The following is a 21,106-nucleotide window of genomic DNA, read 5'->3' as shown; positions in this document are numbered from 1 at the left end:
TAGGGTAAATTAAAAAACAAGCCGATTTTAGGGGCTTCGATAGCATAACTCAAGACAGAAAAAGTATTAGATAGATTAATTTTTTATGGCGCCGGGTTTCGCGACTAGATAACCCTGAAATCCATCTACCAATAACTCCTTTGCGGTATCGAGTTCTTGTTGCGTTTCTATGTGCTCTGCAATCACTTTAGTATCAATGCCGTGGGCAATTTGAACTAAGGTTTTAAGAAAAAACTGATTGTCCTTGTGTTGTTCAAGCTGGCGAATATAGCTGCCGTCAATTTTTAAGTAATCAGGCTTGAGGGATTGAATATAGCTAAAAGATGTAAAGCTAGTACCAAATCGATCAATCGACAGCAAGGAGCCCGCCTGTTTTAGTTCGCCGACTAATGCTTTTAAGTCGACCAAAAAGTGGTTGGCACTGGTTTCACTGACTTCGATGATGAGGCGTTTTGCCAATTGTGGCGCTTGTTTAATGGCATCTAATACGAATGTTTGAAAGTCTGCTTCAGCCAAGGAGCTGCCCGCGAGGTTGATTGACAAAGAAACTTGACTTGATTCTACTAGGGTAGCCATGACTTGCTTAAAGATGGCCTGATCAAGGGCTTTGGTTTGGTTGATCCGGTTGGCGGCAGAAAATACGTCACCCGTGTTCAGGGGCTCCCCCTTGCTGTCAACAAATCGCGTCAAGGTTTCGTAATACAAGGTTTGCTTTTGTACATTGATAATGGGTTGGAATACTAACTTGATACGGTCATAAGCAATAATATCATTAATAATCCCGTGCCAGTCACTGCGTTGAGTCGCGACGTTATCTTGGTTGGCAATGCTGATTTTACACCCTTGTGAAATGGAGTGGCTGATCTGATTATCGAGTTGGGCTAATACCGCGCCGGATTGTAGCCCTTCTTGGTAACGAACAAAAGCGCCTGCAACTGGGTTATTCGCTTGATTTAAGGTTTGATTAAGAAGTGGAGCGATTTGCTCTAAAACTTCTAGATCGGTATTGGGCATGATCACGGCGAACTCAGGGCCTTGCAGACGGAAAAAAGAGCTTTGCGGTTGACCACTGAAATTTTGCTTAAGTTTCATCGAGAGGTTTTTTAAATGGCGATCGGCTTCCTGATAGCCTAATTCTTCATTAAGTTCTTGTAATCCTTGCAGTTGAAATAGCCCGACTAAGCCGCTGTTGTTGGATTTTTTTGACTCGAGTTCCAGTGATAGCTTAGACATAAAGCTACGCTTATTACCAAAGCCCGTTAAGGTATCCATGAATGCTTGTTGGCGCATGTTTTCGGCATAGCTTGATATTTCATCGAAGTTTCGTTTTAACGCTGCGGCCATGCGGTTAAACGCCTCCACCACAATACGAAGTTCACGCGCTTTAGGCTGCATTGCGATAGGACTAAAGTCTTTATCGGCAATGGCATTGGCTTTGGCTTCGATGGCGCTTAATGGACGTAAGATTAAGCGTAACAGTAGCCAGCCGGTGAACAACGCCAGAACAAAAATAATGCCAGAGGAAATAAAGGTGTTATTGGCCATTTGCCAAAGCTGGTAATAGGCCAAGCCGGGATTACTTTGGATCTTCATCGTGGCAACGATACGCCAACCATCATTAATTTCGGTTTGGTTAACGGGCGGGTTCAACGGAAACAAAGAAATGAACCAGTTAGGAATGCCTTCAATTTGGGTTGGGTATTCGCGCTCAACAAGGGGGGTTCCATCAATACGGAACAGCTTGATCGAACGATAGTATCCTGAGTCAAAAATACTGTTTACTGTGGTTTCGACCATGGCGATGTCGTCAAGGCCGATGATATTACTTAGGGACAGGCCAAGGGAGGTGGCAGCATCTTGGCTGTGGGAATTGAGCTGCTCTTCAAGATAGTTTTGGCTTTCTTGGATATTTGTGATCAAGTTGGTGAGAAAACACATTAAAATCACACCAAACAACATGCCATTCAGGCGGGCAAATAAGCTCATATTTTTTCTCTACTGGCCTTGTTCAATCCGTTTAATTAGTTTAACCCAGGGGGCAAACCCTCTGCGTTGCTTGACTTTGTTACCTAAGCCTTGGGCTTTGGCCATCCATAACCCTTGGCCATTGAAACTGTATACCGGGCGTAAATCGCGACGCTGCTGAGCGTTTAAGATATCACGATTAATATTATCTAGCACTAAGGGGTATGCTCCTGGCTCGGGCAGATAAATCACTACCATGTGAGCTTGGTTATAGTCTAGTGCTTTTACGTACATCATACGCAATTTGTCTTCGCTTATACCTAAGGCTCTAAGGGTAAAGTACTTGGCGATGGAAAAGTCTTCACAGTCCCCCCCGGCGGTAATCAAGGTCTCAAGTGGTGTGGCCCAATAATCTTCTTGTCCCCAATGTTTAATGTCATCAATAAACTCGATCTCCCGATTAAAAAAATCGTTGACCAGTTTGAGCTTTTCAGCTTCATCTCGATCTTGGTTTTTCTCGATCAACCGCTGCCATTGTCGAACCCGATGGTGAGCCCGGTTGCCGTGTTCTTGTTTTACTTGGTTAAGTAAAACAGGAGTGAGATATTGTTGAATATTGATGGCAGGAATAGCAAGCGCGACAAAGCTTAAAGCGAAAAGGGCAGTTTTTAGCGTTGTCATCTTTGTCATCAGGAAAAATGAGTCATATTAAAGTCATTTGCAATGCTACTTAGCCTACCTCAATTACTTCCATGTGACTAAAGGTTTGATTCGATTTGTATTAGATATTTTTTGTTAAAATGTCAAAGAAACACCTTGAGCAAGTCTGTCAAGTCTATTACCATAGCGCAACAAAAAAATGCTAGCCAAATCAAATTTTGGCCTAGTAACAAAAAATAAAACAATTGCATTTCACCAGCACTGCAACAAAAAAGACAACTTTTAACTGTAAGCTCTCACACAAAACACAGGTGCGACACTATGATAGCTCGGTAGCTTGATAGTGGGCACATTACTAGCAATAAGGGACTATTATACATGGGCGCACAAGGCCATATTCGTACGTTTGGCAAATCATCGAGCTTTTTTTATCGATTAATTGATATCGTTGTTGTCTCATTGTCTTTGTTTGTCTCGTTATCTATATTCGACCAAGTCTTTGATATCCACTATTTTGCTGTTGCTTTACTGGCAACGGTGGGATTCACCATTGCATCGGAAAGTGTTGATTTATACCGCTCATGGCGAGGCAGTAACTTTAGTTACCTTGCTATGTTAACCAGTCTCGCTTGGATCATTGTCTGCGGGTTATTAATGCTGTTAGCTTATTTCACCAAATTAGGCACTGAGTATTCGCGATTGGTGATTGGTTGGTGGTTCGTCATCGCTTGGGGTGGCTTACTGTGTTGGCGGGTTGTTTTACGCTTTTACCGCGCACAAATGCGCAGAAAAGGACTCAATACACGTAATGCTGTTGTGATAGGGGTGACACCACAGGCAATTTCTCTCGTTAAAAACTTACAGCGCCACCCCGAAATAGGTGTCAAAGTGTTGGGCTTTTACGACGATCGTGACACCAGCCGACTAGATCAAGATTTACCTGCTAGGCTGCGCGGCAATGCTGAGCGGGCTTTAAAACTAGCAAAAAAGGGAGCGGTTGAGCGCGTGTATATTGCCTTGCCGATGCATGCTAAGGAACGCATCTCCCACCTGCTTTCTGAGTTTGCCGATACGACCGCCTGTACTTACCTCGTACCAGACTTTTTTACTTATAACTTGCTGCATTCTCGTTGGGATTCAGTTGGTGACATTCACACCTTAAGTGTATTCGATACGCCGTTTAATGGCTTGAGTAGTTGGATCAAGCGCCTTGAAGATATCGTGTTATCAAGCATGATATTAGCCTTAATTTCTCCTGTGCTTATTGCCATTGCTGTGGCCGTAAAGTTAACGTCGCCCGGCCCTGTCATTTTTAAACAATTTCGTTATGGTTTAGACGGGCGAAAAATCAAGGTCTGGAAGTTCAGATCCATGTCGACCATGGACAACGGGGATAAGGTGGTTCAAGCAACAAAAAATGATCCTAGGGTTACCCCGCTTGGCAGTTTTTTACGTCGCACTTCCTTAGATGAATTACCTCAATTTATTAATGTGTTGCAAGGCTCGATGTCAATTGTTGGGCCTCGTCCTCACGCGGTAGCTCACAATGAAGAATACCGAGTGTTAGTGGAGCGCTACATGCTGCGCCATAAGGTAAAACCGGGTATCACAGGTTGGGCTCAGATTAATGGTTGGCGAGGTGAAACTGACACCTTAGAGAAGATGGAAAAACGTGTTCAATACGATTTGGACTACATCCACCGCTGGTCACTTTGGTTAGATATTAAGATTGTGTTTTTAACCATTTTTAAGGGATTTGTAAGCAAAACAGCTTATTAAGGGAAAATTAAATGAAATCATTGCAATTAAATGGCGTTTCTCTGCTTAGTTTAAGTCTAGCCGCTAGCTTTAGTGTGTCTGCTTACGCCGAAGTCACCGCTAATCCTTATGTTACTGAAAATGGGATTGAAATTTTGCCTTTCGTGGAGGCAGAGCTAAAGCACGATGATAATGTGATTAATGCCAGCAGCAACGAGAAAAGTTCATGGGCAAGTGTGATAGAGCCTGGCCTAATGGTTAAGTTGAATCCAGGTAGCCACGAATACGTTTTCCTTTACCGTTTAAGCCAAGGAAATTACTTTAGCTCACACAATGATGACTACACAGATCATTACGTAGGGATGAAAGCCGATTGGCAGTTTACCGATCGCCACCGTGCAGGGCTAAGCTATGACTTTAACGCCACTCACGAAGACCGCGGCACAGGGATATCTGATGGTGCTGGTAACTTACTTGATGAGGTTATCCGTTATCGCACTAATTATGTCGATGCGAGCTACGGTTTTGGTGGTATGCAAGCCACGGGACGATTTAAATTCAACCTAGGTTATTTTGACCAGCGTTATACTAACTACCGTAATATTACCCAGTACCGTGATTATGATGAAATGCGCTACGGCGGGACTTTTTATTACCGTGTGGCTCCGAAAACGAGCTTGCTGTTTGAACTTCTGAAAAATGATAAACGCTATGACGTACTTGATGTATCAGGGGTAACACGCGACTCCGATGATTACTATGCTTATGTCGGTGCAACTTGGGATACCACAGCGACAGTGACGGGTATTGCCAAGGTGGGTTACCAAAACAAAGATTTTAAAGCCTCAAGCCGAGATAATTTCGAAGGCTTTAGTTGGGATGTGGGATTAACTTGGCAAGCGAAGGAGCATTCTAAGTTTGAAGTGGGTACCCGTCATCGCGCTAAAGATCCCGATCAAGGCGGCGATTACATTGAAGAGTCGTTTTATCGCGCCGCGTGGAATCACTACTGGCTAGAGCGCTTATCCAGTGATATTAGCTGGACTTATGTGCGCGATGACTACACCGGCAGCCCAAGACGCGATGACACCGATGAGTTTGCCTTTGGCCTTAACTATGACCTGCGTCGTTGGGTTAACTTAGGGTTGGGCTATCGCATAACTAACAAAGATTCTAATCAAGACAATTTAGATTACGATAAAAACGTGTTCTTTATTTCTGTAAACATGGTGATGTAAATAAAATGAAGCAGCTTTATTCGGTATGGTTGGCCGTTGTCGCTATCGTATTAACATGGTCCGTTCATGCTAATGATTTTGATTCTACCTACAAACTGGGAGCGGGGGATACTATCTCTATCTTAGTTTACGGTGAAGAAGAGCTTTCTATGGAGACCTTGCTCAGTGACAGCGGGCGGATTAACTATCCGTTTCTTGGGCAAATCATGGTCAAGGGACTCACCATTGAAGATCTGAAAGATACCATTCAAAAAGGCTTGAAAGGGGACTATCTGATCGATCCCAGTGTCCATGTCAGTATCGTTGAATATCGACCGTTTTTTATCAATGGTGAAGTTAAGCAGCCCGGCGGTTATGCCTTTCAGCCAGGCTTAACGGTAAACAAAGCGGTCGCCTTGGCGGGTGGTTTTACTAACCGCGCATCTAAAAGCAGCATTTATGTAACTTCCAGCGATGCTCCTAACAGAAAGCCGAAGCCCGTTAAACTCGATACCAGCATTATGCCTGGTGATATAATCACCATAGAACAAAGTTTCTTCTAAACGTCAGGTTAATCATTAATGGAACAGAAAGTCTCGGCCAGTTCGGCCATGCCGCAAATGGAACAGCTGATTGATGTTAAGCAGATTTGGCTAACTTTATTGAAGTACAAATGGAAAATACTGTTTTTCTCGATCATGGTGACGGCTATTGCCAGTTTAGTGGCTTTGTCAAAGCCTTCTATTTACACTGCAACCGCCACCTTAATGATCGAATCTAAGCAAGCAAAAGCGGTATCGGTAGAAGAGGTCTATGGCCTAGATACCCGTATCAATGAGTATTTTTTAACTCAATTTGAGATTTTAAAGTCTGACAGTATCGCCTTAGAAGTGATCCGCAAGTTGGATTTAACCAACAATCCTGAGTTTAATCCTGCTTTAGTTGAAGAGCAGAAGCTACTGGATATTTCTTTTGATATTTACGAGTTATTGCCTTTTCTTAAGGGGTTAAGAAAGCCAGCACCAGAATTATCGGAAGATGAAGCCAGTTACCGCTTAGAGCAAAGAGTATTAGCGACATTTAAAAGTAAATTAGCGATTTCACCGGTACGCAAAACTCAGCTTGTCAATATTTCATTTAGCAGTACCAGCCCGGCTCTGGCTGCTCAAGTGGCTAATGAAGTCGGTAATGTTTATATTGAAAGCAACCTAGACTCGACCATGCAGGTGGCCAATAAAGCTTCTGGCTGGCTAAATGAGCGAGTTGCTAAGTTAAAAGCCGATCTGCAAGCTTCCGAAGCTCGACTTCAGGCTTTTTTAAGAGAAGAGGGCTTAGTGGATATCGAAGGGGTTGGTGGCCTAGCGTCACAAGAGCTGAATGAATTAACCTCGCAGTTAAACAAGGCCCGAGATCGTCGTGTTGCAGCTGAATCCCTTTATAATTTAGCGCAAAGTAGCACCAACAATGTGGCTCGAATCTCTGCGGTGCCTGAGATTACCAACCATCCTGTCATTCGCGATGTTAAGTTGGCCGTGTCAAATGCCGAGCGAAAAATTTCCGATCTCGCCAAGCGATATGGTCCCAAGCACCCGAAAATGAAGGCGGCGCAAGCTGAGCTTAAATCGGCGCAAAAGAACTTAGACCGAGAGTTACGTCAACTAGTTAAAGGCATTGGCGCGGAAATGAGTGCTGCGCGTCAAGCTGAAAATACCATACGTCGTGAGATAGAGGGCCGCAAAGCTGAGTTCCAAGAGCTAACCGTGAAAAATGCGCGTTACTCAGAATATCAACGCGAAGTAGACTCTAATAAGCAACTGTATGATTTATTCTTAAATCGCTATAAAGAAACATCGGCTTCGAGTGATTTTGGCTCAACCATTGCGCGTTTTACCGATGTGGCTTATCAACCTTTGTTACCTAGTGCACCTAAACGTAAGCTCATCGTACTAATGGCTTTTGTGGCTTCATTTGGCTTTGGCTGTGTGGTGGCCTTTGTGCTAGAGGCCCTTAACGATAGCTTTACTAATGCAAAACAAGTTGAAACCACGTTAGGAGTAAGTCTCCTTGGTATTTTACCTTTAGTGAAAAGCAAAAAAGATAAGTTACCTACCTATCTGTATTACGATGATAAGCAAAGGGCCTTCTCTGAAGGCGTGCGCACTATACGTACCGGCTATATGTTGTCGAATATGAATCATGACAATCATTCGGTGTTAGTGACTTCCTCTGAGCCGAGTGAAGGCAAGACCACATCAGCGATTAACCTTGCTTTTGGTTTGGCGCAGTTAGAAAAAACCATTTTGATTGACTGCGATCTACGTCGTCCGGCAGTGGCCAAAAGATTTAATTTACCTGCTGCCCAACCGGGTTTGGCTAACTTGATTGCAGGCACTCATACCTTTGAAGAGTGCTTAGTTAAGGATGAAACCTCTGGGCTGGATATTTTATCGGCAGGACTTGTGCCACCTAACCCGCAAGAGCTATTGGCATCAGATCGCTTTGGTTTATTGCTTGAGAAGTTAAAACAGCGCTATAGCCGAATTGTTATCGACACGGCTCCTTGCCAAGCTGTCAGTGATGCTTACTTACTTTCACAAAAGGTAGACTCTTGTATTTTGGTGACGCGTGCAGAGCACACTCGTACCGGTGTGGTCAAGCACACTTTGGGTAAGCTAGTACAGCAAGGCGTGAAGATTGATGGCGTGATCCTGAACCGGTTGAATCTGAAAAAGGCAGCCAAATACAGCGGCCATGGCAGTTATTATGAATACTATGGCTATGCCGAGAAAGCGCCAGAAACGGCGAAAGTCACTAAGACAGAAAAAGAATCAGTGTAATAGTTAGCCTCATGTTATGGGGCTTTTAGGGATATAAAATGAAATCAACCATTAAGAAATGTCTATTTCCTGCGGCAGGCTATGGTACACGCTTTTTACCTGCGACCAAGTCTATGCCAAAAGAAATGATGCCTATCGTTAATAAGCCATTAATTGAATATGGTGTTGATGAAGCCATTGCGGCGGGTATTGAAGGCATGTGTATTGTAACCGGTCGCGGTAAGCACTCCCTCATGGACCATTTTGATATGAACTATGAGTTAGAGCATCAGATCAAAGGCACCAGTAAGGAAAACATGCTAGTCGATATCCGTAATATCATCGACACCGCTAAATTTACCTTTATTCGCCAAAGTGAAATGAAGGGGTTAGGGCACGCTATTTTGACCGGTAAAGAATTAGTCGGTGATGAGCCTTTTGCTGTGGTTTTAGCGGACGACCTTTGCATTAACGAAGAGCAAGGCGTGTTAGCGCAAATGGTGGCGCTGTATAAGCAATTCCGTTGTAGCATTGTTGCCGTTGAAGAAGTGCCAGCCGATGAGATCCACAAGTACGGTGTGATCGCGGGTGAGATGATCAAAGATGATCTGTACCGTGTTGATGACATGGTCGAAAAACCAGAGCCGGGTACTGCACCAAGTAATTTAGCGATTATTGGCCGCTATATTCTGACTCCAGACATTTTCGATATTCTTGAAAATCAAGAGCCAGGAAAAGGTGGCGAAATCCAAATCACCGATGCGTTATTAAAGCAAGCTCAATCGGGTTGTGTACTCGCTTATAAATTTAAAGGCCGCCGTTTTGACTGTGGTAGCGTGCCTGGCTTTATCGAAGCAACCAACTACTGCTACGATAAATTCTATAAGGGGTAATACGGCCACTTTTAGCCGGCTGATTATGACTCAGTGTTATCGTATCTTAATTAAAAGCCTGATTGCCACCCTGGCAATCGGGCTTATTTTTTTCGCTGGCCGTTATGCCCTAGCGAACTTGTATGCCAACTATGTTGAAAACAGCCTCGCCGATTGGCAAGGATTACGAGATGAGCAGGCTCTGATTGATGAGCATGGGTTGAAATCGGTATTAAATGCCGCAAAACAAGCCAATGCATTACACCCCGATCACCCTCATTATTTAGTGCTGGAAGCCAAGGTTTATCAATGGCTGTACTTAACCAGCGCGAAACAACCCAAGGTCGAGCGTTTACAACATGCTGAGCCATTATTATCAAGTTTAACCTTGTTAGAGCAAGCTGTGGCCTTAAGACCCCATTGGCCAAATACTTATGCCGATCTGGTGCAAACTAAACTTTGGTTAAATCAAATCGACGATGAGTTTGCTTTAGCTTTTGCGCTGGCTGACCAGTATGGGCCGATGACAGCGGAAGTGCATTTGGTGTTGAGTCAGGCTGGTTTGTTAGCTTGGCGTGAACTGTCGACCCCATTGCGCCAATTAACCAATAAACATATCGCGCTGGGGTTATTGCATAAACAAAGTCAATCTGCCTTGATAGGTTACTTAGGGCGTCTCAATCGTCTAGCCTATGGCTGCGCTCTTGCTAGGCAGAAGGTAAAACGAGATGAACACTTCCCTTCTGTTTTGTTACCTTCAAGGTGTCGTCGGAACTAGCATGATTAGATGGCCTTTATTAATTCCCTCGCTGTTAGTGGTTGCTGTTGCTCCTGCACTATCACTGTTGAAAACCTTGGGATTAGCCAGCCAACAGATTTGGCTACTTGAGCAAGGGTTAGGTGGGGATAAGGTGGTTCACTTTAGCTTTGGTTTTGCTTTGATGTTGGCCATGTTGTTAGCCTTGTTTAGCTTACTTAGGGATGAATTACGTCTGCGTTTTAAGCCTTATCTGTGGTTAGGTATTGGCGTACTTGTGGCCTTTTTCATTGATGAGTGTTTGCAGGCTTGGTCACCATTGCGGCAGTTTGATTTGCTGGACTTTGCGATGAGTGCCTTGGGCGGGGGCTTTGCTTGGCTTTTATTTCAATTGGCTAGGCAGATTTGGTTAGAGAAGGTGGATTTATGATTGACTTACATTGTCATATTTTACCGGGAATTGATGATGGCGCAGACCAAGTTTCGACCAGTTTACATATGTTGGCCATGGCGCGTGATGACGGTATTACCCATAGTGTCATGACGCCACATATTGAGCCTGGGCGCTTTGATAATAATCAGCAGACCATCGCAGCCGCGGCGAGTTTGATCAGGCAACAAGATAACAGCTATTCCTTTTCTTTGGCTGCCGAAGTGCGCCTTGACCCGCAGATTATGTTGTGGGCTAAGCAGGAGGTACTGCCTTTTATTGGCCGTTATCGACAAAAAAATGTGTTATTGCTCGAGTTTCCCCACGCCCATATACCGCCAGGTAGCGACAATCTCACTGCTTGGTTATTAAAACAGGGTATTTTGCCCATGATAGCGCACCCCGAGCGCAATCGAGCCGTTTGGGAACAACCTGCTAAATTGCTGCCTTTCATTAAGCAAGGCTGCTTAATGCAAGTGACGGCCAACTCTTTACTTGGTGGGTTTGGTGAGCGTAGTTTGCTGCGAGCAAAAGCCTTACTGGAAGAAGGCCATGCCAGTGTGATTGCCAGTGATGCTCATAACTTAAGTAATCGTACACCTAAGTTATCCGCAGCGTTAGCCAAGGCAGAGCAATGGCTCGGTCATGATAAAGCCAGAGCCTTGGTATTGGATACCCCAGCAGAGATCGTCGGTTTGTAGCGGGTTATCCAGTAACGGCCTGCTTTTTCTCTGCGCCACGTAAAATGGCATGGATCAATTCTTCTGCGTCAAATTTTGTCAGCGCCTCATCGGCGCCAATTTGGTGAGCGCGATCAACACTGATTTCGCTTGATAGTGAGGTGTGTAAAATAATATAGGCATCAGCAATCGCAGGGGCGCTACGCACTTCAAATGCTAGCTCGTAGCCATCTAGACCGGGCATTTCAATATCACTCACGAGAATATCAATAGGCTCACCTTGCGCTGCACATTGTTTCATGTTTTCAAAGGCATCATGGCCGTTTTTGTGCAGCAAGTAATGCACGCCCATTTCATCAAGGGCGCCAGCCAATTGACGGCGGGCCACGGATGAGTCATCCACCAATAAGATGTTTTGCGACCTGAGTAATGCTTTTTCATGGCTGGATAATGTTGGCAATGCCTTATTATCTTTGTCGGGGTAAACTTGATCGAGTAATAGCTCGACATCCATCAGCTGCACTAACTTATCTTCTACCTTAGTCACGCCGGTGACATAAGTATGGCGGCCAAGGGATTGCGCAGGGGCTGAAATTTTCTTCCAATCGCATTCAATGATCTTATCGATACTGCGTACCAAAAAGCCCATTAATTGTCGGCTGCAATCGGTAATAATAATGACGCAGTTTTTGCGCTCTGCGGGTTTGATTGGAGGGTAGCCAATGGCCTTGGCCATGTCAATGACCGCTATGGTTCGGCCGCGAAAGTTTGCCGCGCCCAAAACGCAAGGATGAGCATTGGGGATACTGGTCAACTGAGTGAAGGGAACGATTTCTTGTACTTTGAGTGTGCCAATTGCAAAACTTTGCTGCGATGTTAGATGAAACAGCAGTAAACCCTGTGATTGATGATGACTGGTTTGGTTTTTCATTGTGCACTCGCTATTGAGAAAGAGACGGTATTAGCGAAATGGTCCGCTCTGGTGATTGCCTCTGGCTAATGCTTAGAGAATAGCAAGAAATCGATAATGTCGAAATCCTCGCTTGAGTGGATATGTGACTATTGCAGCGAAGTTTGCGCTTTATCATTAGTTATACAGGGTTTTAGGTATTTTTACTTAACACCAGACAGCTTTATTGGTATAAAACCGCCTTCATTATAGCAAGACTATTATTTTTACTTTTCATTTAGTACAGGGTCGTGACTTTTCGATGTTTTTATCCGAATTTTTTACTGAGAACAACAATCAAGTTTTGATCACTCCTGAACAAGCAAGTCATTTTGCGAAAGGAGTGGCAGGGGACTTTAATCCTTTGCATGACCCTAGCAATAAACGCTTTTGTGTGCCTGGTGACTTGCTGTTTTCCATGGTGCTGGCCAAATATGGGCTCAGCCAACGCATGTCATTTAACTTTGCTGGCATGGTGGGTAAAGACGTTGCCCTTAACTTCCCTGATACCGATGCGCTTAGTTTTGATATCAACGATGACAATGGCAAGGTGTATTTAGCGGTAGAGCGTGAGGGGGAGGTGTGTCACGATGCTGCGGTGATTGAAGCCATGGCGCGAAATTATGTTGAATTTTCTGGTCATAATTTTCCTCACATATTGGTGCCTTTAATGGCAGAGCACAATGTGATGCTTAATCCAGAGCGCCCACTTGTTATTTATGACAGTATGGAATTTAACCTAACCCACGTAAACTTCAGTGAGCCACCTAAATTAGAGTTGGCAGAGAGTCGTCTTGAGGTCAATGGCAAGCGTGGTGTCGCATATCTTATTTTCGACGTTAAATCGGCAGGCGAAGTCGTGGGTACTGGCTCGAAAAAAATGATGTTAAGCGGGTTACGAGCGTTTGATCAAGCCGCGATTGATGCATTTTGTGTGCAATACCTAGCTAGCCGCGATAACTATAGCGCCTAATCCTTTTAGCTAGGCCGTCTCTGGCCTAGCTCCCTCCTCAACCAACTGCTTTGTAATTAGTTTTACTTGATTAGTGCATAGACTATGTTGGTCTTAGTTAAAAAATGCCACAATAGCCGCCTGGTTCTAAGGATTGGCAAAAGTGATGAAAAAAGATACTAAAATCGTTTCGGCAGGCAGAGCAAAAAAATGGACGAAAGGGGTGGTTAACCCTCCTTTGGTAAGAGCGTCTACCGTGGTGTTTGACTCGGTTGCACAGATGAAGCATGCCACTGGTAATCGTACCAATAAAGTGATGTTTTATGGCCGCCGCGGCACGGATACCTCATTTGCGTTTCAAGAAGCCATGGTTGAGCTGGAAGGCGGAGCGGGCTGCGCCCTTTACCCATCGGGCACGGCTGCGATCAGTAATGCTATTTTGTCATTTGTTAAAACTGGCGATCATATCTTAATGGTCGATACGGCTTATGAGCCAACCCGTGATTTTTGTGACAAGATGTTAGCCAACTTAGGCATCTCGACCACTTATTATGACCCTATGATAGGGGCCGGCATTGCCGAGCTGATCCAGCCTAATACTCGCATTTTATTTTTGGAATCGCCCGGCTCGTTGACCATGGAGGTGCAAGATGTACCTACCTTGGCCAGCATTGCTCACCAGCACGATATCACCGTGATGTTAGATAATACTTGGGCGTCACCGTTAAATTTTGACCCATTTGCTCATGGGGTTGATATCAGCATTCAAGCCGCGACCAAATACATAGTGGGTCACTCCGATGTCATGCTAGGAACGGCGACGGCGAATGAAGCACACTGGCCACAACTAAGAGAAAACAGCTACCTAATGGGGCAGTGTACCTCCCCTGACGATATCTACATGGCGATGCGAGGACTGCGTACCATAGGGGTACGTATGAGACAGCACCAAGAAAACGCGCTTAAGGTTGCTCATTGGTTGGCAACGCGAGATGAGGTGGATCATATTCGCCATCCTGCGTTGAGCAGTTGCCCGGGCCATGAATTTTTTAAACGCGATTTTAGCGGCAGTAATGGCCTGTTTTCATTTGTGCTGAATCGCGGTAATCAAGCTGCATTGACGGCGCTACTTGATGGCATGCACCATTTTAAAATGGGCTTTTCGTGGGGCGGGTACGAGAGCTTGATCTTGGCGGTAAGTAATGTCCAAGGCTTACGAAGTGCAACCCAGTGGCAGGCGGCTGGCCCGTTAATACGAGTGCACATTGGTCTTGAAGACCCAGATGATTTAATTGCTGATTTAGAGCAAGGGTTCGCCAGATTTAACCAGGTCTTGGCGCAAGAAGCATAAGCGGGTTATAAGCGTTTTAGAAAGCGCCAAAGCAGCCAAATATTGAGGGCCGTGGCGCTCACAAAAGCCAGTTGCAGAAAGATAAAAAATAGATTTAGCGCTTGCACTTTTTCCTCACTACATATTGGTTGATTTATGAACACATTATGCAGGGGGGGCTGGTCTCTATCTATGCAGGATTTCCCTGATACAGGTAGCGTGAAACAAGACGTTGAACAAAAAAAACCAGCCATATGGCTGGTTTTCTATCAGCGCTCAGCTTAAGCTTGGCGTCTGGTGGCTACCGCATCGGCTAATTGGCGCAGCACGGTTTCGGTATCCGGCCAGCCAATACACGCATCCGTAATACTTTGTCCGTAAGTGGCCGCTTTGCCATCCACGAGATCTTGACGACCTTCCACTAGGTGGCTTTCGATCATCACCCCAAATATAGACTTGTTACCCGCGGCAATTTGACCTGCCACATCGGTAGATACGTCAAGCTGCTTTTTGTATTGCTTGCTGGAGTTTGCGTGGCTAAAGTCGATCATGACTTTCTGTGGTAGTTCAGCTTTGGCGAGATCACTACAAATGGCTTCAACATGGGCAGCACTGTAGTTTGGCTCTTTACCACCACGAAGAATAATGTGACAGTCAGGGTTACCCGAAGTAGAAACGATGGCTGAGTGGCCAAACTTGGTGACCGACAAAAAGTGGTGAGGTGCACTGGCTGAGCCAATCGCGTCAATGGCCACCTTAATGGTGCCATCGGTACCGTTTTTAAAGCCGACTGGACATGATAGACCTGAAGATAATTCGCGGTGAACTTGTGATTCAGTGGTGCGAGCGCCGATGGCACCCCAAGACATGAGATCGCCAACATATTGCGGAGAAATCATATCGAGGAATTCACTCGCCGTTGGCATGCCCAACTCATTTAGATCCAACAATAATTTACGGCCAATGCGCAAACCATCGTTAATTTGGAAACTATCGTTCATATAGGGGTCGTTAATTAGCCCTTTCCAGCCAACTGTGGTGCGCGGTTTTTCAAAGTAAACACGCATGACAATCTCTAGGTTGTCTTTGAGCTCTTCACGTAAAGAGAGTAACTTTTTGCCGTATTCAACGGCTGCTTGGGTGTCATGGATTGAACATGGGCCAATCACAACTAACAAGCGGTCATCTTTGTCTTGTAAAATGTTTTGGATGGCGGTTCGGCCTTGATACACAGTCGCTGAAGATTTTTCTGTGGCTGGGTATTTCTCTAGTACAGCAATGGGGGGTAAAAGTTCTTTGGTTTCGCGAATGCGAAGATCATCCGTTTGGTATTGCATAATACTCACTCATTAATTATGGCCGAGATGGCTCGGCAATGCTTATCCCTTTGTGTCCTTAATGTACCAGCCTTAACGGGGCTGGCGCAAATTTGACTGATAATTATATAGACTATTTATGCTATTTTTTAGCTTAAATAGTCGATTCTGTCTTTGTGTGTAGATGGTTAAGTATTTGGTTGGCTTGCTTCCTTGCATCCAATAAATCATTTTGATCTAAGCTAGCTTCAAATTCCCCTAGTTCAGGAAATAGTTTGTACATCATGGGGTCGGGATACATGTTGACGACATCCATGGTGATGCTCTTAGGCACCTCAAAAAACACAAACGGAGCGGGGTCAATAAAACTACGCAGCTTTTCAACCAAGCGTGAGGCGGTTAAGGCCTCGATAAAATATTCTTCGCTGTTATTGGTGTTATCCCATTCACCTATGGCTAATTGAGCTCGGTACGGCAGCTCTTCGGATACATCGTCTTTTTCCAGATAGATGGCGTACAGTAAACTGGGCTCATTTTGATTATCTATCCACAATCCCATTAACTTAATGTCTGGGTTGGCAATAAACAATTGGGGAAGTTTTTCTAAGGTTTGCACTAATAGCTGGTTACTTTTTATCATTGCATACTCTAACGCGGTCAATAGTAGGTCGCGAGATACCGCCCACCTAGGAGAGTCATGTTTTATCATAAAAATGGTGAAGTTAGCGTGACAAGCTCTGGATGTTTTGACTATTCGCGGGTAAATTGATTTACATCAAGCAAATGCAACACTTTGATGAGCCCTTGAACCAATCGAGGTTTATCCCTGTGTCTGTGATTTGATTGCCGTTAAACTGGGATGGACCGAGGTATACCCAATCAACTTGAAGATGCTGAAATCAAACATATCCAGGTTGATTGGGTATAATAATAGACATTCTGTCATAGGGAGCAGTAAGTGAAACAGACCACACGAAAAATGGCCGCCAATAAACGTATTGCATTAGTGGCTCATGACAACAAGAAAGCAGATTTACTGGCCTGGGCTAACGAAAAAGCCGAGCAGCTTAAATTTCATCATTTATTTGCCACGGGGACCACAGGCACCTTACTCAGTAAAAAAGTCGGCCTTCCGGTTAAGTGCTTACTCTCTGGCCCGATGGGGGGAGATCAGCAACTTGGCGCGCTGATTGCCGAAGGGGAAATTGACGTGATGATTTTTTTCTGGGATCCCCTTAACGCGGTACCTCATGATCCCGATGTAAAAGCCCTATTACGTTTGGCTGCCGTATGGAACATTCCTTGTGCCACCAACAAATCAAGTGCCAATTTCTTAATGAATTCAGAGTTCATGAATAACGAATATGAAATTGAAGTGCCTGATTATGCAGGTTATTTAGCAGAACGTACTCAGTAAAACAGTTTTGCACACCCATTTTATTTGGTGTGCAAGTAAGGAAGCTTAAATGTCAGGAACCCGCACCGGCGTGGCTCAAGCCAAGTTAAGTCAAATCACCGTTTTCCCCATAAAATCAACGGCAGGCATGCACCTCAACCATGCTTTTGTGGAAGAGCTTGGCTTATTGTTTGATCGCAGGTTTGTTCTCGTTGATCATAAAGGCAAATTTATTACGGCTCGCACCCAGCCGACCTTAACCTTAGTTCACAGTGCCTTGAGCGAAAATGGTTTGCATGTTCGTGCGCCCAATATGCCCGCGCTGGAAATTGATAAGCGCGCTTTTGGGCACCTTTATCTTGATGTCGAGATCTGGGGCACGCAAGTCAGTGGTCAATGGTGTCATAAAGATTATGATACTTGGTTCAGTGACTATTTAGGGCTGCCTTGTCGGCTGCTTTATTTTGCCGAGCAAAGTGAGCGCTTGGTTAAAGATCGGCAAACGCAAGTGGCCTTTGCCGATGGTTATCCTTTGTTGCTGATATCGCAAGCATCCCTTGATGACTTGAATGAACGTGCCGATGAAAGTGTGACGATGGATCATTTTCGTCCTAACTTAGTGGTCAGCGATTGTACCGCATTTGCCGAAGACAGTTGGAAAACCATTCAGATTGGCGAGGTTCGTTTTTCGGTCGTAAAACCTTGTTCTCGCTGTATATTTACCACCCTAGATCCCTTTACAGGAATAAAAAGTGAGCTTAACGAGCCCCTCAATACGTTACAAAAGTACCGCAAGGGGAGCGATGGACAGGTCTACTTTGGTCAAAATTTGATAGCACTAAACGAAGGTAAAATATCGGTTTTTGATAAGGTTGAGGTGCTCGAATATCAAACGCCGGAGGAGTATGTTAATCATGCGCCTAAGCTACGTAGTACTGCATTAGTTGACCAAGCTCACCAGTGGAATAAGCAACACACTCAAGTGTTAACCTGCGTTGCCGTGATAGAGGAAAGTCACGACGTCAAAACGTTTCGCTTTAGTTGCACTCATATCCCTAAGTTTAGCTACCTAGCTGGCCAATACATCAATATTGAAGTTAACATAGATAACAAGCCATACAAACGCACTTATACTCTGTCCTCAACACCCACGCGGCCCGATCTCATTAGTATTACAGTGAAAAAGTTGCCTCAAGGTAAGGTTTCAAGCTGGCTTCATGAGCAGCTTGAGATCGGCCAATCGCTCGTTGCCCATGCACCTGCGGGTAGCTTCCACTTACAAAAAGCACCCAGTGAGGCACCGTTATTGATGATATCGGCAGGGGTAGGGGTAACGCCTATGCTATCCATGCTACGTTATATCAGTGACTTGGAGCCAAGTCGTGATGTGGTGTTTATCCATGCGGCGAAAACCCAAGCTGACTTGTTATGTCGACAAGAGCTGAGCTTTTTTCAATCATTGTTACCTAATCTCAGTCTGCACTATTTTATCAGCCGTGAACAAGTGCAAACGCCCGCATTAAACCCGGAAGTGCAAGCTGGTCATATCAATCAAGGCGTGTTTGAGTTGGTGAAAGATTTAACCAAGTGTACGGCATTTGTTTGTGGGCCAGTCGGCTTTATGGCGCAAATGAAGCAATATTTATTGGCGGCTGGTTTACCCTCAAGTCAGTATCATGATGAAAGTTTTGGTCAAAAAGACGGCTTTGGTGGCAATAAAAAGCAACTAAATATTTTGTTCGACAGTTGGGATACTTATGTCGAAGGGGATAACCAACTTACCTTATTAGAGCAAGCAGAGCAGGCTGGATTGAGCTTGCCGTTTTCTTGTCGAGGCGGTATGTGTGGCGCGTGTAAGGTGCAGTTGCAATCGGGCGAAGTGCGCATGTTAAGTGATGCGGCATTAACGCCGGATGAGCGTGACGCGGGAGTTGTGTTGGCCTGTAGTTGTGTTCCGCAAACCGATCTTGTGGTGTCGCAGCACTAAGGATAGTGATGATTGGCTGCCACACGCCGTGTAAAGGTGTCAAAAAAGCGCAGTTGGCCACTTTTTTGACACTGACTGAGTGAGCCTAACCGCGCAGGCCAACAAAATTTTGACGGGCATATTCTGGGCGAGCCGATTTTAGTAACTCAACTTCTTCTTCTGTCATCTTTCCTTGTGGTAGGCCCAATAACTTGTGGGTGAGTAATGGCCGTGCGGCAAGGTTGATCGACAGCTTCACGATACGTCGTTCGCCGTTTATTTCTTGGGTCGCTAATGCGGGCACCAGTACACCTGCATCTAATAGGTTAGCAACGGCCGGTTCATTTAAGGGTAAAGACAGCACATTTTTACGCTGAATGATGTATTCACGTAAAACTGCTTTCTCTTCAAAGTCGAGGCGCTTTATCATCTCGGTCATACGCTTATGTTGCTCTTGCTGCTCGGTTTTATGGGTCAGCTTATAGTGAGTGTATAACAGGGCTTTAGCAATAAAGTAGGCACAACTAATAATGCTGGCAACGGTTAGATAGGGGCTCAGTTGAGCCTGCAGCAAATGGATATTGAGTGCTTCGGCTAGCCCGTTGGGCAGAAGTAACATAAATATGCCACTCAATAATACCCAAGCCATTAATAGGCTAAATTGAACATTCATTGAGAATTGCGTAATGATATGTTTCATGTTGTATCCCCTTCGTCTTTCCAATGAGGCATGGTGGAAAATGTTAGTTGGCATCGAGATGAGCCTGATGGGATAGTTTAAGCAAGTGTAGTGCCAATATTAATGCTAGGCAAAAAAAAGCCCTTGGTTAGCCAAGGGCAGGTCTTGTTAGGATCGCATCACTACAAAAGTGCGATTTGATGGAGATGTCCTTGCCACAACTCACCGGAGAAATCTCTAACCGAAACCCATCCTGTATTTTGTTGGTGGCTAATAACCACGCCTTCGCTGAAGTCGAGGTTACGTCGGGGATATACCACGCGTTTTCCAATCCACATAAGCCAATTCGCTAAGTCTTAAAAGCCTGCTCAGTATAAATGGCATATATGACAAGAATCTGACAGCCATGATGCTGGCTATTTTGCCAACTGACTAATTAGGCGCGCTGCGACATTGGCGGTACGATTGTCTTGGTCAAAATTGGGGTTGTATTCGCTGATGTCCGCCAGTTTTAGCTTGCTTTGACCATGCTTTTTGACCGTGAGAATAAGGTGCTCCAGTAGCTCTAATGGCATGCCATAAGCCGCTGGCGCGCTGACTCCCGGTGCTATGTATGCGGGTAAAACTGCGAGATCAACACTGATATAGATAGCATCCATTTCATTAATAAAGGATTTAATGACCGCTTTGACGACATCAATATTATTCCAATGCAGCTCGGTATCGTATTTGTATTTAACTTGAAACGCTTTGGCGCGTTGGAACAAGGCTTGGCTGTTACTGATTTGGCTTACCCCAAGGCAGAGATATTGCAGTTCGCGCTGGTGCTCCTTAGCGTGCTTCATTATCTGATAGAATTGGCTACCCGATGAGCCACCATCTTGATCGCTGCGGATGTCAAAATGGGTATCAAAATTGATGACGCCAATTTTTGCCGATGCAGGTAACTGCTTATCTAATCCCTGGTAGCAGCCAAAGGCGAGCTCTTGTCCGCCACCCAACACAATGGGGAAGTGTTTTTTTGCGAGTATATCGGCGACCATGGTTCCTAAATCAGCTTGCGCCTTGGACAGCTCAAACCACTCGCAATCTAGATTGCCCGCATCATAAACCGGTTTATCTAGATGCCAAGCAAGATTAGCAAGGGCTCGGCGAATGGCCTCTGGCCCTTTGGCTGCGCCATGCCGTCCCTTACTTTTTCGTACGCCCAAATCACACGGGAAGCCGATTAAACAAGTGCCAGGTTGTGCACTAGGGCTTAACCGAGTCACTTTATTATGCCAACGTAAGGCTAGTGGGCTGTCTTCTCGGTCTTGTTTGCCTAGCCATAATGGCGAAGATATCTCTGTCATTCTAATCATCT

19 protein-coding genes are annotated in these 21,106 nt (G+C 45.0%); 12 read left to right on the top strand and 7 right to left on the bottom strand.

Annotation, left to right across the window (positions count from 1 at the left end; translation table 11 throughout):
* Positions 1-75: 75 nt before the first annotated feature.
* Positions 76-1,986 (bottom strand): bifunctional diguanylate cyclase/phosphodiesterase, encoded by a 1,911-nt coding sequence (locus K6Y21_RS04060; RefSeq protein WP_233070463.1) that lies wholly within the window; start codon positions 1,984-1,986, stop codon positions 76-78.
* A 9-nt stretch (positions 1,987-1,995) separates the two neighbouring features.
* The gene (locus K6Y21_RS04055; RefSeq protein WP_233070462.1) at positions 1,996-2,646 is read right to left on the bottom strand and encodes a transglutaminase-like cysteine peptidase; all 651 of its coding nucleotides are present in this window, start codon (positions 2,644-2,646) and stop codon (positions 1,996-1,998) included.
* Positions 2,647-3,003: 357 nt separating this feature from the next.
* Between K6Y21_RS04055 and K6Y21_RS04050 the strand changes: the two genes are divergently transcribed.
* Genes K6Y21_RS04050 through K6Y21_RS04015 form a run of 8 tightly spaced genes read left to right on the top strand, consistent with a single transcriptional unit; the run spans position 3,004 to position 11,176 of the window.
* A complete protein-coding gene (locus K6Y21_RS04050) occupies positions 3,004-4,404 on the top strand; it encodes an undecaprenyl-phosphate glucose phosphotransferase (protein WP_233070461.1) in 1,401 nt (466 codons plus the stop codon).
* Positions 4,405-4,415: 11 nt separating this feature from the next.
* Positions 4,416-5,621, top strand: a complete 1,206-nt coding sequence (locus tag K6Y21_RS04045; RefSeq protein WP_233070460.1) for an outer membrane beta-barrel protein — start codon at positions 4,416-4,418, stop codon at positions 5,619-5,621.
* A 5-nt stretch (positions 5,622-5,626) separates the two neighbouring features.
* Positions 5,627-6,163, top strand: coding sequence for a polysaccharide biosynthesis/export family protein (locus tag K6Y21_RS04040; RefSeq protein WP_233070459.1), 537 nt, complete (start codon positions 5,627-5,629; stop codon positions 6,161-6,163).
* Positions 6,164-6,181: 18 nt separating this feature from the next.
* Entirely contained in the window at positions 6,182-8,437 is a 2,256-nt protein-coding gene (locus tag K6Y21_RS04035) for a GumC family protein (RefSeq protein ID WP_233070458.1), read from the top strand.
* A gap of 38 nt (positions 8,438-8,475) precedes the next feature.
* On the top strand, positions 8,476-9,309 hold the full coding sequence (galU, locus tag K6Y21_RS04030; RefSeq protein ID WP_233070457.1) for a UTP--glucose-1-phosphate uridylyltransferase GalU: 834 nt from the start codon (positions 8,476-8,478) through the stop codon (positions 9,307-9,309).
* Between the two features lie 25 nt (positions 9,310-9,334).
* Positions 9,335-10,066 carry a VpsP family polysaccharide biosynthesis protein gene (locus K6Y21_RS04025; RefSeq protein WP_233070456.1) on the top strand — a complete coding sequence of 244 codons (732 nt, stop codon included), beginning with the start codon at positions 9,335-9,337 and terminating at the stop codon, positions 10,064-10,066.
* Position 10,067: 1 nt separating this feature from the next.
* Positions 10,068-10,475, top strand: coding sequence for a hypothetical protein (locus tag K6Y21_RS04020; protein ID WP_233070455.1), 408 nt, complete (start codon positions 10,068-10,070; stop codon positions 10,473-10,475).
* Entirely contained in the window at positions 10,472-11,176 is a 705-nt protein-coding gene (locus K6Y21_RS04015; RefSeq protein ID WP_233070454.1) for a tyrosine-protein phosphatase, read from the top strand. The genes K6Y21_RS04020 and K6Y21_RS04015 overlap by 4 nt, the downstream gene beginning before the upstream one ends.
* A gap of 4 nt (positions 11,177-11,180) precedes the next feature.
* On the opposite strand, the gene K6Y21_RS04010 is transcribed toward K6Y21_RS04015, so the two are convergent.
* On the bottom strand, positions 11,181-12,086 hold the full coding sequence (locus K6Y21_RS04010) for a chemotaxis protein (protein WP_233070453.1): 906 nt from the start codon (positions 12,084-12,086) through the stop codon (positions 11,181-11,183).
* 280 nt (positions 12,087-12,366) lie between these two features.
* On the opposite strand from K6Y21_RS04010, the gene K6Y21_RS04005 reads away from it, so the two are divergent.
* On the top strand, positions 12,367-13,077 hold the full coding sequence (locus tag K6Y21_RS04005) for a DUF3581 domain-containing protein (protein ID WP_233070452.1): 711 nt from the start codon (positions 12,367-12,369) through the stop codon (positions 13,075-13,077).
* A 145-nt stretch (positions 13,078-13,222) separates the two neighbouring features.
* Positions 13,223-14,407, top strand: a complete 1,185-nt coding sequence (locus K6Y21_RS04000; RefSeq protein WP_233070451.1) for a cystathionine beta-lyase — start codon at positions 13,223-13,225, stop codon at positions 14,405-14,407.
* A 260-nt stretch (positions 14,408-14,667) separates the two neighbouring features.
* Here the strand turns inward: K6Y21_RS04000 and aroG are convergent, their stop codons facing one another.
* On the bottom strand, positions 14,668-15,723 hold the full coding sequence (gene aroG / locus K6Y21_RS03995; protein ID WP_233070450.1) for a 3-deoxy-7-phosphoheptulonate synthase AroG: 1,056 nt from the start codon (positions 15,721-15,723) through the stop codon (positions 14,668-14,670).
* Between the two features lie 133 nt (positions 15,724-15,856).
* Positions 15,857-16,342, bottom strand: a complete 486-nt coding sequence (locus K6Y21_RS03990) for a hypothetical protein (RefSeq protein ID WP_233070449.1) — start codon at positions 16,340-16,342, stop codon at positions 15,857-15,859.
* Between the two features lie 318 nt (positions 16,343-16,660).
* Here K6Y21_RS03990 and K6Y21_RS03985 point away from each other — a divergent pair, with 318 nt between their 5' ends.
* Positions 16,661-17,119: a methylglyoxal synthase gene (locus tag K6Y21_RS03985; RefSeq protein ID WP_233070448.1), complete on the top strand. Its 459-nt coding sequence runs from the start codon at positions 16,661-16,663 to the stop codon at positions 17,117-17,119.
* A 49-nt stretch (positions 17,120-17,168) separates the two neighbouring features.
* A complete protein-coding gene (locus tag K6Y21_RS03980) occupies positions 17,169-19,085 on the top strand; it encodes a hybrid-cluster NAD(P)-dependent oxidoreductase (protein ID WP_233070447.1) in 1,917 nt (638 codons plus the stop codon).
* Positions 19,086-19,170: 85 nt separating this feature from the next.
* Here K6Y21_RS03980 and K6Y21_RS03975 read toward each other — a convergent pair whose 3' ends face one another.
* Complete coding sequence (locus tag K6Y21_RS03975) at positions 19,171-19,764, bottom strand: superinfection exclusion B family protein (RefSeq protein ID WP_233070446.1); 594 nt, start codon at positions 19,762-19,764, stop codon at positions 19,171-19,173.
* Positions 19,765-20,159: 395 nt separating this feature from the next.
* Entirely contained in the window at positions 20,160-21,095 is a 936-nt protein-coding gene (hutG, locus tag K6Y21_RS03970; RefSeq protein WP_233070445.1) for a formimidoylglutamase, read from the bottom strand.
* Positions 21,096-21,106 lie beyond the last annotated feature (11 nt).

The organism is Motilimonas eburnea (assembly GCF_021295345.1).
GTDB lineage: Bacteria > Pseudomonadota > Gammaproteobacteria > Enterobacterales > CBDFNC01 > Motilimonas > Motilimonas eburnea.
Note: the sequence above shows the minus strand (reverse complement) of the source record. Positions and strands in the feature narration are given on the sequence as shown.

Coding starts and splice junctions, on each gene's coding strand:
- galU (WP_233070457.1), top strand. CDS start 8,476: ATGAAATCAACCATTAAGAAATGTCTATTTCCTGCGGCAGGCTATGGT.
- K6Y21_RS04060 (WP_233070463.1), bottom strand. CDS start 1,986: ATGAGCTTATTTGCCCGCCTGAATGGCATGTTGTTTGGTGTGATTTTA.
- K6Y21_RS04000 (WP_233070451.1), top strand. CDS start 13,223: ATGAAAAAAGATACTAAAATCGTTTCGGCAGGCAGAGCAAAAAAATGG.
- K6Y21_RS04025 (WP_233070456.1), top strand. CDS start 9,335: ATGACTCAGTGTTATCGTATCTTAATTAAAAGCCTGATTGCCACCCTG.
- K6Y21_RS04050 (WP_233070461.1), top strand. CDS start 3,004: ATGGGCGCACAAGGCCATATTCGTACGTTTGGCAAATCATCGAGCTTT.
- K6Y21_RS04005 (WP_233070452.1), top strand. CDS start 12,367: ATGTTTTTATCCGAATTTTTTACTGAGAACAACAATCAAGTTTTGATC.
- aroG (WP_233070450.1), bottom strand. CDS start 15,723: ATGCAATACCAAACGGATGATCTTCGCATTCGCGAAACCAAAGAACTT.
- K6Y21_RS03990 (WP_233070449.1), bottom strand. CDS start 16,342: ATGATAAAAAGTAACCAGCTATTAGTGCAAACCTTAGAAAAACTTCCC.
- K6Y21_RS04035 (WP_233070458.1), top strand. CDS start 6,182: ATGGAACAGAAAGTCTCGGCCAGTTCGGCCATGCCGCAAATGGAACAG.
- K6Y21_RS04040 (WP_233070459.1), top strand. CDS start 5,627: ATGAAGCAGCTTTATTCGGTATGGTTGGCCGTTGTCGCTATCGTATTA.
- K6Y21_RS04045 (WP_233070460.1), top strand. CDS start 4,416: ATGAAATCATTGCAATTAAATGGCGTTTCTCTGCTTAGTTTAAGTCTA.
- hutG (WP_233070445.1), bottom strand. CDS start 21,095: ATGACAGAGATATCTTCGCCATTATGGCTAGGCAAACAAGACCGAGAA.
- K6Y21_RS03980 (WP_233070447.1), top strand. CDS start 17,169: ATGTCAGGAACCCGCACCGGCGTGGCTCAAGCCAAGTTAAGTCAAATC.
- K6Y21_RS04015 (WP_233070454.1), top strand. CDS start 10,472: ATGATTGACTTACATTGTCATATTTTACCGGGAATTGATGATGGCGCA.
- K6Y21_RS03975 (WP_233070446.1), bottom strand. CDS start 19,764: ATGAAACATATCATTACGCAATTCTCAATGAATGTTCAATTTAGCCTA.
- K6Y21_RS04020 (WP_233070455.1), top strand. CDS start 10,068: ATGATTAGATGGCCTTTATTAATTCCCTCGCTGTTAGTGGTTGCTGTT.
- K6Y21_RS04010 (WP_233070453.1), bottom strand. CDS start 12,086: ATGAAAAACCAAACCAGTCATCATCAATCACAGGGTTTACTGCTGTTT.
- K6Y21_RS04055 (WP_233070462.1), bottom strand. CDS start 2,646: ATGACAACGCTAAAAACTGCCCTTTTCGCTTTAAGCTTTGTCGCGCTT.